Raw genomic sequence first — 13,003 nt, 5'->3', positions numbered from 1 at the left:
CCCTCAATGCCGCTTGAAATACTGCACCTCGCGCTTATGCTTCTCCGCCGCCTCGCGCGTATCGAACGTGCCGAGGTTGCGCCGCTTGCCGGTCTTTTATTCCTTCTTGCGCGCGCCTACCCTCACGCCGCGAGTTGGACCTCGCGGGCGGCCGCGATCATGACACTCGCGAGCAAGCCGTAGGCTGCCTCCCAGGCCTCGCGCACCGCCGGCGTGAAAGCTGGGCCGAGGCCGGCCGCCAGCGTCTCGATCAGCGCCTGGCCGACGATCGGGTAATGATGCTCCTCGACACCGTAGGTGACGTGACGCTTGGCGAGTTCGCGCACGGTGGGCAGGATGGTCTCGGCACGATCCAGACCATGCACGACAAAGCCCAGACTCGCCATCAGCTTGGCGCCTTGCTTGGTCATGTCTCTCACCGGAAACAGCGCCCGAAGATTCCCGTCGATAGCGAACAGGCGTTCATAGAACAGGGCGGCGGCAGCCGCGCGTATCGGGACGACTTCGCGAAAACTATCCTGGACTAGTCGAATCTGGTCGGGTGTCATCGGCGCGCTCCTGGGGTTGTGGGCAAGGCTCAACCATCTCCCCAGGGCGTTTCGCACGCATGTCGCCTGTCGCGTCGACGTGTTTCAGTTATGTCTCAATCTGGTTTCAGGTCGCATTCAGTTGTTTTCAATTTCCCGCGCCCGATGTCGGCAGCCCATCCCCTCAATGCCGCTTGAAATACTGCACCTCGCGCTCGTGCTTCTCGGCCGCCTCGCGCGTATCGAACGTGCCGAGGTTGCGCCGCTTGCCGGTCTTTTCGTCCTTCTTGCGCGAATAGAGGCGGTATTTTCCGTCCTTGAGCTTTCTGATCATCCGGCTCTCCCAGATCAGGACCGCCGCCTGGCCTTGAGGCTGCGGGCGGCTTGCTCGACAGCCGCGCGGTCGTGGCCCAGCCTGTCGATCAGCTCCTGCGCCTCGTCGCCCGATATGCCGGTGCGCACCGCCAGCGCCTCGACCGCCAGGATGTCGGAGCTGGCGATCTCGCTTGTTTCCGGAAGAGCGTCGCCTGCCGTCAGCGGCAGGGCTGCCTCGCGGTCGATCTCGGCCGCTGCCTGATGCCAGTGCCGCTCGGGGTCGCCACCGCCTTCGCGTTCCCAGAGCTCGTATGCGCGCTGCTGGATTTTCTCGTGCCGTTCGTCACCCATGTCGGTTCCTCCGTTGCGTCAGGGAAGAACGCGGCGCCAATCCAAACGATCCAAAAAATTTGCGTGATCCTGCGCGAAGAGCGTGACCCGCACGAAGGTTAGCGCCCTACGGCGCCGCCGGCGTTTTTCTCGTGGCCGGTCATTGGCGCAAATCAGCACCATGGACGAATATGTAGCATCACTGCCCTCACCATGTCAAGAATAAATTCCTATCGAAAGCCACAGGAACAAAAGCCGCCGACCCACCGGTCTGGCTGTCGTCAGGCTTGTTGACCTGAGCTCGCAGCCCCCCAGGCGGACGGTAGGAAAAGCGCTCAGACACACTCCAGAAACAAATCTCAACAGTTGGGAAAAACTGGCGAAAAGATCGGCTGGCATAAGCATCCCGCGGCGGCCGGAAATTGGCCGCGCTACGCGTTGCCCGGCCAGGACGAGAAAGCATGGAAATGGATCACGGTGTCGATATCGCCGAACTGGATGCGGCCGAACTGGACGCGGCAAGACCGGGCAGCCAGCCCGAGACTTACCGCACAAGCGTCGATGCGCTCGTAAGGGTCGCTCACGACCCAGCAACAGTCGCCCGCCGCCAGATCCTGACGGGCGCCGACTTTGCCCGGCAGGGGCAACCCGGTGAGCGGCTCGATACGGTCTTCGAGCAGCTCGCCGAGACCTTTGCCGCGTTGCCGGCGGTGATCTCCGACGGGCGTGTCTGGACGTATCAGGAGCTGGACAGCCGTGCCAACCAGTTCGCCCGCCTGCTGATCAAGCGCGGCGTGCGAAGGGGTGACCGGGTCGGGCTCATCCTCGACCGTTCGGCGGAGACCTATGTTGCGTTGCTGGCGGTGATGAAGGCAGGCGCGGCCTTCGTGCCGCTGGCCACCGCGTTTCCGCAGGAGCGGATGACGCTCATCATCGAAGACGCCAGCGTAAGCCTGATCGTCACCATCGCCGCCTATGCGTCGCGAGCCGATCAACTGCCGGTTCCGCACCTGCTGATCGACAGCGCCGCCGCCGAGATCTCCAAACAGTCCGGCGCGCCGCTGAAGCCGCATGCCAAGACCGCTTCAGCGGACGACACCTGCTACATCCTCTACACCTCTGGCACCACCGGCAAGCCCAAGGGCGTGGTCATCAGGCACCAGAGCTTCGTCAACTTCATCCGGGTCGCCGCCGCATCCTACGGCTACCGGCCGGGCGATCGTGTCTATCAGGGCATGACCATCGCCTTCGACTTTTCCTCCGAAGAGATCTGGGTGCCATTCGTCGCCGGCGCGACGGTCGTGCCGGCACCTGGCCAGATGCCTCTCGTGGGCGAGGAACTGGCGGATTTCCTGCGCCACCACGACATCACCTGCATGGCCTGCAGCCCGACCCTGTTGTCGTCCATGGCCAGCGACGTGCCCAGCCTGCGCACGCTGCTGGTCGGCGGCGAGGCCTGCCCGCACAATCTGGTTGTGCGCTGGTCGAAGCCGGGGCGGCAGATCCTCAACACCTACGGCCCGACCGAAGCGACGGTCACGGCGACGATGGGCGCGCTGACGCCCGACAGTCCGGTGACGATCGGCGCGCCGCTGCCGACCTACTCGATCGTCATTCTCGACGCTTCGCTGCCGCAGCTTGCCGAGCCGGGCGAACTGGGTGAGATCGGCATCGCCGGCATCGGGCTCGCGGTCGGCTATCTCAACCGGCCGGACCTGACGGACCAGAAATTCATCGCCGATTTCCTCGACCTGCCCAACAACCCGTCCAGGCGCATCTACCGGACCGGCGACCTTGGCCGGATCAACGACAAGGGCGAGATCGAGTATAACGGGCGCATCGACACCCAGGTGAAGATCCGCGGCTATCGCATCGAACTCGGCGAGATCGAGGCGGTGCTGCTCGACCAGCCCGAGATCGCACAGGCCGCCGTCACCACCTGGGAGATCGAGCCTGGCCGCGTCGAGCTCGTCGCCTACTACGCACCAAAACCCGGCCTGCCGGCGATCTCCCGCGCCGATCTCGCCCAGACGATGAAGCGGCGCCTGCCCGATTACATGGTGCCCTCCTACCTGGAGGAACTGCCTGTCATCCCGATGACGGTCTCCAACAAGGTGGATCTCCGCCAGCTGCCGAAGCCGACAAGCGTCCGGCTTTCGGCCGATCGCGCGATGGTGCCGCCCGGCAATGACGACGAGCGTTTCCTGGCCGACGCGCTGGCCGCGGTGCTGAAATTCGACGAGGTGTCGGTCGAGGACAATTTCTTCGACGATCTCGGCGCCAACTCGCTGCTGATGGCGCATTTCTGCGCGCGCGTGCGCACCCGCAAGGAATGGGCGACGACGTCCATGCGCGACATCTACCTCTATCCGACCGTGGCGCGCCTCGCCAAACACCTGAGCGTGGCGGAGGAGATGACGACGGCCACCAACGAGCCCGTTCTCACCCGCCAGGCATCGGATCTTGCCTACTGGACCTGCGGCGCCGCGCAGCTCGTGTTTTACGGGCTCTACAGCTATGGGGCGCTGTGGGCGGTCAATGACGGCCTCAACTGGATGTACGACGCGCTCGACGACCCGCTGCAGCTCTATTTGCGCTGCGTGGCGCTTTCGGCCGCCGTGTTCTTCGGCATGTCGGGCTTTGCCGTCGTCGCGAAATGGGTCCTGATCGGCCGCTGGAAGGCCGAGGCGTTTCCCATTTGGGGCCTGCGCTACTTCCGCTTCTGGGTGGTCAAGACCTTGATCCGCACCGCACCCGTGGTGCTGTTCCGCGGCAGCCCGCTCTACAGCTTCTATCTGCAGCTTCTCGGCACCAAGCTCGGGAAAAACGCCGTCATCGAATCGAAATCAGTGCCCGTCTGCACGGATCTCATTTCGATCGGCGCCAACACGATCCTGCGCAAGGAATCGATGATCCTCGGCTATCGGGCCCAGTCCGGCTATATCCACACCGGGCCGCTGACCATCGGCCGCGATGCCTTCGTCGGCGTCGGCTCCACGCTCGACATCGACACGCGGATCGGCGACGGCGCCCAGCTCGGCCATTCGTCCTCGCTGCACCGCGGGCAAAGCATCCCCGACGGCGAACGCTGGCACGGATCGCCGGCCGTGCCGACCACGGCGGACTATTGCAAGGTGCGCAACGTCGATCCTTCCAACATCCGGCGCTTCCTCTTCGAAGCGGTGCAGCTGATTGGGCTGTTTGCCATCGTCACCCCGCTGCCGCTCTTGTTCCACAGCTATTGGGAGAATGTCGGCGACGACTATCAGGAGACCATCGGCATCGTCGCGATCGGCACCACGGTCACGCTTTTTGGCTACATCGCCGCCGCCTTTCTCGCGGCGACACTGGTGCCGCGCCTGCTCAGCCTGCTGTTGAAACCCGGCCGCACCTATACGCTTTACGGCTTCCGCTACTGGTTGCAGACCGTCGCTGAATTCTCGAGCAACTCCCGCGTTCTCGGCCTCCTGTTCGGCGACAGTTCGGCAATCGTGCACTACATGCGCGCCATCGGCTGGAACCTCAACAAGGTGGTGCAGACCGGTTCCAACTTCGGCAGCAACCAGCAGCACGAAAACCCGCTGCTGTGCGAGATCGGCACCGAGACCATGGTTTCGGACGGGCTTTTCATGATCAACATGCACAAATCCGCCTCCGCATTCAGGCTCGAGCCGACGCGGATCGGCGAGCGCAACTATCTCGGCAACAACATCTACTATCCGCCGGATGGACGCACCGGCGACAACGTCCTGCTCGGCACCAAGGTGATGGTCCCCATCGATGGGCCGTTGCGCGAGAATGTCGGCCTTCTCGGTTCGCCTTCCTTTGAAATCCCGCGCATGGTGAACCGCGACAAGGAACTCATCGCCGGTGTCGACGAGGACGACCGGCGCCGGCGCATCCCGCACAAGAACCGGCACAACATGGTGACCATCCTGCTGTTCGTGGCAACGCAGTGGGTCATGCTGTTCGCCACGCTGGCGATCTGGGACCGCGCGCTGAACTACTATACCGAATGGGCGGAGGTCGCCCTCTTCGTCGCCGTGCTTTTGACGTCCGCGATCACCATTCCGTTCTACATCTTCGTGGAACGGGCAAGCCTTGGTTTCGGCAGGCTGAAGCCGCAAATGACGACGATCTACGACGTCGCCTTCTGGCGCCACGAACGCCACTGGAAGCTTGCCGATTCGCCGATCGTGCGCCTGTTCGGCGGCACGCCGTTCCGGCCGATGATCCTGCGCATGCTGGGCGTCAAGGTGGGCAAGCGGGTCTATGACGGCGGCGCGAACCTGACCGAGCGCTCGCTGGTCGAGATCGGCGATGACGTCACGCTCAATGAAGGCTGCGTCATCCAGGCCCATTCTCTGGAAGAAGGCGCGTTCAAGTCCGATTTCATCCGCATCGGCAAGGGCTGCACGCTCGGGCCTTCCGCGTTCGTCCATTACGGCGTCGTGATGGGCGAAGGATCGATGGTCGATGTCGACTCCTTCGTGATGAAGGGTGAAGAGCTGGAGCCCAACTCCATCTGGCGGGGCAACCCAGCCAAGCTGCACCGGTTCGTGACCCCGGTCACGGGCGATGGCGCCAAGGCATCGGCTTGAAGGCCGCAGACATCCGTCTCGTTTCGGTGACCGAGGCCAACCGGGCCCTGGTCGCGTCCCTGGAACTGGCCCCGGAGCAGATGGATTTCGTCGCCAGCAATGCGGAGTCCCTCGACGAGGCCGGATCTGACGACGATGCGCGTCCGCGCGTCGTCGTGGCTGGGGATCGTGTCGTCGGCTTCCTGATGTACGAGGCGCCGCAGGATGACGACGAGGCGCGCATCTACCGCTTCATGATCGACCGCATCTGGCAGGGCAAAGGCTACGGCAAGGCTGCGTTGCGTGAAGTGCTGGACGAAATCAGAAGCCTCGGCCACATCAGGCACATTTCAATCTGCTACGAACCGGACAATGAAGCTGCACGACGGCTCTATCGCGCCGCCGGCTTCGTCGAACAAGGGCTCGACGAAGACGGGGAAATGATCGCCGACCTGGTCCTGCCGGCGGACGATCGTTGACGCCGCCGCCCTCCCCTGAAGTCGCGCTTGCGCAAACATCCCTGCTGCGGGCGATGGTCGCCATTGCGCCCAAAAGTGTCCGCATCGGATGCCGGGTCATACGCGACGGCGACGAGGCCCATCTGCTGTCCGAGGAAGCGCGTTCCATCCTCGCGCGCCAGCCGGCCATGCGGCGCGCCAGCGGAGCGGCCCGCTGGATCGCACACGGGCTGCTGGCGGATATTGGCGTCAACGGCTTCGCCATCCTGCGCGCGCCATCCGGCACGCCGGTCTGGCCCGACGGGATAACCGGTTCGCTCGCCCATGACGACGACATGGCCGTAGCGGCGGTTGCGCATGTTGCCCACATCGCCTCTCTCGGCATCGACGTCGAGCCCGCGCAGCCCTTGCCAGACGACATCCTCGCGCTCGTGGCAACCCCTGCGGACCGGACCAACGCGGCGGAGCGGCATCTTGCCGGCCGCATCCTGTTTTGCGCCAAGGAAGCCGTCTACAAGGCGGTCTATCCGCTCGATCGCGAGGTCCTGGGCTATGAGGATATCACCGTGGACCTCGACGCAGGCCGGGCGATGACGAAGAGCGGCCGCAACGTCAGCCTCGCATACTGCGCTGCTCCGCGCGTGGTCGTCTTGGCGTGGGTTGATCCGCGTTAACGCACCCTATTCCCCAACCACCTCCCGATACCCCCTCACCTCGCCATCCAGCCCGCGCAGCCGCCAGCTCTCCCCGTCCCGTCCCTCGACATAGCAAGGCCCGATCGGCACCTTGCCGCCGCCTTCCGGCAGGTCGAGCACATAGACGGGGTTGCAGATGCCCGACAGGCGGGCGCGCAGCGCGGCGGCCAGCGCCTGTCCCTGCGCAATCGTGGTGCGCCGGTGCGCCATGCCCCGCGCGAGGTCGCCATGGTGCAGGTAGTAGGGTTTGACGCCGAGGCGGTACATCAGCTCGCGGCAGAGCTCCTCCAGCACCTCGACCGTGTCGTTGACGCCCTTGAGCAGGACGCTCTGGTTGAGCAGCACGAAGCCGGCTTGCCGCAGCATGCGGCAGGCGGCTTCCGCAGCGTCGGTGATCTCGCGCGGATGGTTGAAATGGGTGACGACCGTGACCATCAGCCGGCCCTGCAGCGCCGCGACCAGCCCTGACGTGATGCGCGACGGCAGCGCCACCGGCACGCGGGTGTGGATGCGCAGCAGCCGCACATGCGCGATCGCCTCGATGCGGCCACGGATTTCGGCCAGCGCCTTGTCCGGCAGTGACAGCGGGTCGCCGCCGGTCAGGATCACCTCGCGGATTTCGGGGTGACCGGCGATATAGGCCAAGGCCGGCTCCAGCGCCTCGCGCGTATAGCCGCGGCCGATCGACGTCAGCGACTCCTTGCGAAAGCAGAACCGGCAATAGACCGCGCATTGATAGGTCGGGAACAGCAGCACCCGGTCGGCATGGCGATGCGTCAGCCGCGGCACCGGGCTGAACTCGTGGTCGGCGATCGGATCGTCGAGCTCGCCGTCCTGCTCCAGCAATTCGTCGGGCGACGGGATGACCTGCGCCCGGATCGGATCGGCGGGATCGTTCCAGTCGATCAGGTCGAGATAGGTTTTTGGGATGCGCACCTTGTGGTTCGCGGCCGCGGCTTGAGCCGCCGCGCGCTCGCCCGGCGACAGCGGCAGGGAAGCCAGATCGCGCACATGCCGCACGCCGGCGCGGATTTCGGCCTGCCAGGCGGCGTCATCGGTGGGCTCGATTGCGTCTTTGAGGTTGGCGTCTGAAGTCATCGGATATCTCGGGGGCAATTTCTGGCGGAGCTATCGGCCGGATGGCCAGGCGGGTCAACCATCCGCTTGCCGCAGACCCGTCGCATTCCTTCGCATCGGCGGGGCGGAATGCCAGAATGCCGCAGAAAACAAGCGATGATTGCCGCCATCGACCCATCGCCTGCGAGCCCATAGGTATTTAAGCAAAATGGCACTATTCTGCGCAGTCCGGGGTTCAGGGAAAACGGATGGATTTCAGCACAGGCCATGGCTACCTGCTCATCGGCGGCCTCATCCTGGTTGGCGCCGGGCTGCTGATCCTGTCGCTGATCGTCAATCTGCGCGTCGCCCACAGTGTGCGCGACGACGTGCGCCACCGCGAAAAGCTGCTGGAATACTACCGCAACATCTTTTCGCAGCTGGGCGTGATCCTGATCGGCATCGGCGTGTCGCTGTTCATCTTCTTTTTCCAGCAGAATTACCAGGACCAGCGCCGACGCGAAACGGAACTCCAGCAGGTTCTGTCCAAGCTGGCGGCGCGCATCGCCCGCGGCGCTCCCGTCGCCGGGTCGCTTGGCGAATTCGACGCACTGCTGGATGAAGGCGGGGCCTATGTCAGTCCCGAACTTGGTGGAACCAACGCCGCGATCGGCGCGCAGGGAGCGGAGCTCGGCAAGCAGGTCGGCGAGATCCTGTTGGTCGAGCGCGACGTCGACGTCCGGGACTTCGATATCCTCAACCTGTCGCGCGATTTCGAATCGTCGTTCGTCGTCAACGAGCTCGATCCCACGCTGTGGTTCGACATCGTGCGCGACGAGAGCGAGATCAAATATGCCACCACCCAGCTCGCCCTCGACTACAAGGACCTGCAGGATGCGATCGGCGGCGAGCCGGTCGAACTTGCGATCGCCAATCCTGAAAAGGCGCGCAAGATCAAGCACGAGGTGCTCGACATCTTCTACGATGCCGACCTCCTGCGCCAGCGCAGCAGGCGATTTCTCGGCCGAGCATGCTGGCTCCTCAGCCACGGACGCAGCTTCGTCAGCCTTGCACCGGTGGATGCAATCGAAGCCGATGCGAGATCGCATCAGGAATGGATCGACCGGTCGAAACCCTTGCTGACGCAGGCGAAGTCGGGCAACGGCGATTGCTTCAAACTGCTCCAGTACGGCCAGGCGTCCTGAGTCGAGAATGAGCGGGCAAGGCCCGCCGCTCCGAACAGCGCGTCGTGTCTGAACGGGTTCAGGTGATGCGCTTCATGTCATTGTCCAAAACCGCTGCGCACTTTTGGGCCCGGGCCGCATAAATTGAGGTTGATTGATCGATCAAACATCGGGGCTGAGGTGAACAATCGCATCGATCTTTGCGACGATTCCTCATCGGGCAAGTACATCTGGAACGATGAACTGCGGCACAAGACGTGCGATCGGCCGCCGGTTGTTGCCCCTGTCAGCCCTTAGTTACCCACGCGCCGCAGCGTGCCGAGATGATGCCGCTAGCACTCGATCTGAGCGATGGGTAGCCCACGGCGGCCCCGGCCCGGAAGAGCTTATTGTTGATTGTCAACGCGCTGCAGGATCGCGCGGTAACGGCTGCACACGGCGGCATCCCTGTAGAAGTCCACTTCCGTATCGACAATCTCGTCAAGGCTTAGTCCAGGGTAATGTGCCTTGACCTTTGCCAGAACGTCCTGCGCTTGCTCGATTTCGCCCAGTTCGGAATGGCAGACGATAAGACGAACGAGCGACCACGGTGGTACAGTTACCATTTTCGCGTAGCAGGCCGTTGCCTCGCGGTATCGTCCAGCCGTGGTCAGGATGATACCGCGAAAGTCTCCATACCATCCCACAGCGTATGGGTCGCGGCGCTGGGCTTCGTTTATCTCGACGAGCGCCTCATCAGGCCTATCTGTGTAGTTCAGGTGAAGCGCGCGGATACTAAGAATGAACGGATCGTTCGGATTGAGGGCAACTGCCCGGTCAAGGCTGATTTCAGCCTGCCTGAATTGGCGCAGATACAAGTGAGCAAAACCGGTGGCGAGATGCCCATAGGCCTCGTCGGGGTCAAGCTGCAGTGCAGTTCTTGCGATCTTCAGTCCGGAGTGCAAAACGTCTGGATTGTAGTAGATCCAGAAGAACTTGAGGGTCTCGACAAAGCTGAGCAAGGCGTGGGCAGCAGCAAACCGCGGATCGAGCTTTACCGCCTGGCGCAGAAATGGTTCAGCTTCGCGCACCGTGTCATAGTCATAGGTTGCTGCCAGCTGCAGCGCCCGCAGGTAAAAGTCATAGGCGGACATGTTGACGGTCGGCCTGCCCCTGGCACGCGACGCAATCGCGGTTCTGGCCTGCCGTGCCAGACGCGCCGCAATCATCTGGGTGATTTCGTCCTGGATGGCGAAAATGTCGTCGAGTTCCCGGTCGTAGTGTTCGCCCCAGATATGAGCCATTGAGGACGCATCGATCAGTTGCACGGCGATCCGCACCCGGTTGCCGATCTTCCGCACGCTGCCTTCGACGACGTACTGGACGCCAAGTCTCTTTGCCACCTCGGCCAGGTCATTCGCCTTGCCGCGGAACTGGAAGGAGGAGTTCCGCGCAATGACAAGAAACTCCTTGAACTTGCCAAGCTCGGCGATGATGTCTTCGGTAATCCCGTCGCTAAAATAGTCTTGCTCCGGGTCGCCGCTCATGTTGTCGAAGGGTAGTATGACGATGGACGGTCTGGACGGCGCCGTAGCCTCGGCCGTAGCCGCGAAGGGCTTGGGACCAGCATATTTATAGCCGCGACCATGCACGGTTGCGATCATCTCGGCAGACAGCAGCTTTCGCAGCGCCGAAATGTGGACCTGCAGCGTGTTCTCCTCCACCACCACGCCGGGCCAGACCGCATCGAAAAGTTCGGTCTTGCCGATCACCTCGTCCGGCCTCTCGAGCAACATGGCGAGGATGTCGAAGGAACGAGCCGAAAGCTCCACCGGCCCTTTCGGCCCCAGCAGCAGCCGTTCGGCTCGTTTCAAACGATAGTTCCCAAACTCCAGGTCCATCGGCCAAGAACCCATCCCTCGCCGGCAAAGATAATCCAAGATGACCCTGAAGGCGAACTTCAGGGCTGTTCAGGACTCTTCAGCTCCTGACCAAGGACCTGAGTGGGAAGCGGTGTCATTCTCAGTCTCACAGGAGGACACCATGGCTGACATCTCCACCACTGCCCCGACTACCGTCAGACGCCTTAATCTGCCACGGCTAAGCTTTCCGAGGCTTGCAATCGGCGCAACGCTCAACGCCATATGCGCTGTGATGGGCGACGCATTCAAAATGGCCTACCAGGCCCCCTACACCAGTCTTCGTCGCCAACCGCGGATCGTCCCGGACGATGATCTCGAAGGCCGGGATCCCAGTTGGTGACCTGCTCAGCCCCTAGTCGCCCAACCGCCGCAGCGTGCCGAGATGATTGTCGTCGAGAAAACCGATGGTCACGGCCGATGCCTTGCCGTCGGGGCCGACGACAAAGCTCACGCCGGTGGGCCTGTCCGGCGTCTCGGCATCCGGGAAGGTCAGGAACAGGTCGCCGTCGAAATGCGTCAATGAATAGGACCGGGCGCCGGCCGGGCCCACCTTGAGCACAAGGCCGTCTCCCGCTTTCGACACGACCGCGTCGCCGAAAAAGTCGTTGGCGTAGCGGCCGGCATAGGCACTGGCCGGCCCGACCGGCCTTGCTGGAGACGGCGGCGCGGCATAGGTGGCCTTCGCTGCCGGGACCGCCGGGCCGAACAGGCCTGCATAGATCCCATCCCATGCCTTGACCCAATCCTTGCCGACCGTACCGTCGAAGACGAGGTCTGCGAAACTGTCGGACAGCCCCTCCGGCAGGCCTGTCGGAAAGGCGTTGGTGACGATGACGATGCCAAGCTTGTTCTCCGGGAAGATTGTCACCAGCGTACGTGCGCCGACGCTGAAGGCGCCCGCATGGCCCCAGCTCAGGCCATGCCGGCCGAATTCGACATTCCAGCCGAGGCCGTAGAAGGACTCGCCGCCGGAGACGGGGTTCTTGCCCCGCGTCATCAGCGGCACATGCGTCTGACCCAGCGCATCGGCGGCAATCAGTGTCTTGCCGGCATAGACGCCGTTGCCGATGATGAGGCGCACCCATTGCGAGAGATCACGAGCCGTGGAGCTGACACCGCCGGCGGGCGCCTGCGCATCCGGATCGCGCTCTATCTCAGCGGCCCAGGCGCCATCGATCTTGACGTGAAGCGCGGCGCGGTTGGTGTGCTTGATGAAATCCGAATGGCGGGAACTGGTCGAGGCCATGCCAAGCGGACGGTAGAGCTTTTCCTCGGCGACCTCCTCCCACGGCTTGCCTGTCGGCGTCGCGGCCGCCACGGCACCTTCTGTCAGTCCGAAATTGCTGTAGGAGTAGCCGGCGCGAAAGCTCGACGATGGCGGCACGTACCGCAGGCGATGCAGGATCTCGGCGCGGTCGTAGCCAATGTCCTCGAGGTCGTCTCCGGCGGTGCCCGGAAGCCCGCTGCGGTGCGAAAACAGGTCGCGGACGGTAAGCTGACTGGTCGGATAGGGATCGGCCAGCCGGAAGGCCGGATCGAGGTCGGCGATCTTCGAATCCCAGGACACGATCCCGTCGCTGACCAGCGCCGCCACGACGGTGGCGGAGACCGGCTTGGAAAGCGAGGCGATCTGGAACACCGTGTCGGCGTCGACGGCCTCAGGCTTGCCGGCCTCGCGATGCCCGAAACCCTTCAGGAAGATCACCTCGTCATCGTGCACGACGGCGATGGCGAGACCGGGTACGGCACCGTCCGCGACGGCGGCTTCGGCAAGCGCTTCAAGCTTGGACAGGGCCGCAGTGATCCGCTCCGGCGTGATGCCGTCGGCCGGCGCCGCCTGCGGCCAAAGCACCATGGCGGCGGTGAAGGCCCAAATCCACCGATGCCGAATCCACCAATGACAGAGATTCCGATCCAGACGCATGCGCCAGCCTCCTCCCATGCATTCACCTTGCGA

11 protein-coding genes are annotated in these 13,003 nt (G+C 63.6%); 5 read left to right on the top strand and 6 right to left on the bottom strand.

From position 1 onward, the window contains the following. Nucleotides 1-122 precede the first annotated feature (122 nt). From AC1RZR_RS15400 to AC1RZR_RS15390, 3 genes are all read right to left on the bottom strand, one after another. Entirely contained in the window at nucleotides 123-548 is a 426-nt protein-coding gene (locus AC1RZR_RS15400) for a globin family protein (protein WP_111543346.1), read from the bottom strand. 163 nt (nucleotides 549-711) lie between these two features. Beyond that, nucleotides 712-861, bottom strand: coding sequence for a hypothetical protein (locus tag AC1RZR_RS15395; protein WP_023677295.1), 150 nt, complete (start codon nucleotides 859-861; stop codon nucleotides 712-714). A gap of 14 nt (nucleotides 862-875) precedes the next feature. Beyond that, nucleotides 876-1,193 (bottom strand): DUF2934 domain-containing protein, encoded by a 318-nt coding sequence (locus tag AC1RZR_RS15390; protein ID WP_481828832.1) that lies wholly within the window; start codon nucleotides 1,191-1,193, stop codon nucleotides 876-878. Nucleotides 1,194-1,633: 440 nt separating this feature from the next. Between AC1RZR_RS15390 and AC1RZR_RS15385 the strand changes: the two genes are divergently transcribed. Genes AC1RZR_RS15385 through AC1RZR_RS15375 form a run of 3 tightly spaced genes read left to right on the top strand, consistent with a single transcriptional unit; the run spans nucleotide 1,634 to nucleotide 6,884 of the window. Next, complete coding sequence (locus AC1RZR_RS15385; protein WP_481828831.1) at nucleotides 1,634-5,773, top strand: Pls/PosA family non-ribosomal peptide synthetase; 4,140 nt, start codon at nucleotides 1,634-1,636, stop codon at nucleotides 5,771-5,773. Further along, nucleotides 5,770-6,231 carry a GNAT family N-acetyltransferase gene (locus AC1RZR_RS15380; RefSeq protein ID WP_481828830.1) on the top strand — a complete coding sequence of 154 codons (462 nt, stop codon included), beginning with the start codon at nucleotides 5,770-5,772 and terminating at the stop codon, nucleotides 6,229-6,231. The genes AC1RZR_RS15385 and AC1RZR_RS15380 overlap by 4 nt, the downstream gene beginning before the upstream one ends. Continuing rightward, nucleotides 6,228-6,884: a 4'-phosphopantetheinyl transferase family protein gene (locus tag AC1RZR_RS15375; RefSeq protein ID WP_481828829.1), complete on the top strand. Its 657-nt coding sequence runs from the start codon at nucleotides 6,228-6,230 to the stop codon at nucleotides 6,882-6,884. The genes AC1RZR_RS15380 and AC1RZR_RS15375 overlap by 4 nt, the downstream gene beginning before the upstream one ends. Before the next feature lie 6 nt (nucleotides 6,885-6,890). Here AC1RZR_RS15375 and AC1RZR_RS15370 read toward each other — a convergent pair whose 3' ends face one another. Next, the gene (locus AC1RZR_RS15370; RefSeq protein WP_481828828.1) at nucleotides 6,891-8,003 is read right to left on the bottom strand and encodes a KamA family radical SAM protein; all 1,113 of its coding nucleotides are present in this window, start codon (nucleotides 8,001-8,003) and stop codon (nucleotides 6,891-6,893) included. A 227-nt stretch (nucleotides 8,004-8,230) separates the two neighbouring features. Between AC1RZR_RS15370 and AC1RZR_RS15365 the strand changes: the two genes are divergently transcribed. Beyond that, nucleotides 8,231-9,166, top strand: a complete 936-nt coding sequence (locus AC1RZR_RS15365; protein ID WP_481828827.1) for a hypothetical protein — start codon at nucleotides 8,231-8,233, stop codon at nucleotides 9,164-9,166. Nucleotides 9,167-9,531: 365 nt separating this feature from the next. On the opposite strand, the gene AC1RZR_RS15360 is transcribed toward AC1RZR_RS15365, so the two are convergent. Continuing rightward, complete coding sequence (locus tag AC1RZR_RS15360) at nucleotides 9,532-11,025, bottom strand: winged helix-turn-helix domain-containing tetratricopeptide repeat protein (protein ID WP_481828826.1); 1,494 nt, start codon at nucleotides 11,023-11,025, stop codon at nucleotides 9,532-9,534. A 142-nt stretch (nucleotides 11,026-11,167) separates the two neighbouring features. Between AC1RZR_RS15360 and AC1RZR_RS15355 the strand changes: the two genes are divergently transcribed. Continuing rightward, complete coding sequence (locus tag AC1RZR_RS15355) at nucleotides 11,168-11,386, top strand: hypothetical protein (RefSeq protein ID WP_481828825.1); 219 nt, start codon at nucleotides 11,168-11,170, stop codon at nucleotides 11,384-11,386. A 12-nt stretch (nucleotides 11,387-11,398) separates the two neighbouring features. On the opposite strand, the gene AC1RZR_RS15350 is transcribed toward AC1RZR_RS15355, so the two are convergent. After that, entirely contained in the window at nucleotides 11,399-12,970 is a 1,572-nt protein-coding gene (locus AC1RZR_RS15350) for a serine hydrolase (RefSeq protein WP_481828824.1), read from the bottom strand. Between the last annotated feature and the right edge of the window lie 33 nt (nucleotides 12,971-13,003).

Source organism: Mesorhizobium bavaricum (assembly GCF_056781655.1).
Note: the sequence above shows the minus strand (reverse complement) of the source record. Positions and strands in the feature narration are given on the sequence as shown.

What these genes read in the sequence shown, in the direction of transcription:
- AC1RZR_RS15400 (WP_111543346.1), bottom strand. Translation starts at nt 548, where the DNA reads ATGACACCCGACCAGATTCGACTAGTCCAGGATAGTTTTCGCGAAGTC.
- AC1RZR_RS15395 (WP_023677295.1), bottom strand. Translation starts at nt 861, where the DNA reads ATGATCAGAAAGCTCAAGGACGGAAAATACCGCCTCTATTCGCGCAAG.
- AC1RZR_RS15390 (WP_481828832.1), bottom strand. Translation starts at nt 1,193, where the DNA reads ATGGGTGACGAACGGCACGAGAAAATCCAGCAGCGCGCATACGAGCTC.
- AC1RZR_RS15385 (WP_481828831.1), top strand. Translation starts at nt 1,634, where the DNA reads ATGGAAATGGATCACGGTGTCGATATCGCCGAACTGGATGCGGCCGAA.
- AC1RZR_RS15370 (WP_481828828.1), bottom strand. Translation starts at nt 8,003, where the DNA reads ATGACTTCAGACGCCAACCTCAAAGACGCAATCGAGCCCACCGATGAC.
- AC1RZR_RS15365 (WP_481828827.1), top strand. Translation starts at nt 8,231, where the DNA reads ATGGATTTCAGCACAGGCCATGGCTACCTGCTCATCGGCGGCCTCATC.
- AC1RZR_RS15360 (WP_481828826.1), bottom strand. Translation starts at nt 11,025, where the DNA reads ATGGACCTGGAGTTTGGGAACTATCGTTTGAAACGAGCCGAACGGCTG.
- AC1RZR_RS15355 (WP_481828825.1), top strand. Translation starts at nt 11,168, where the DNA reads ATGGCTGACATCTCCACCACTGCCCCGACTACCGTCAGACGCCTTAAT.
- AC1RZR_RS15350 (WP_481828824.1), bottom strand. Translation starts at nt 12,970, where the DNA reads ATGCGTCTGGATCGGAATCTCTGTCATTGGTGGATTCGGCATCGGTGG.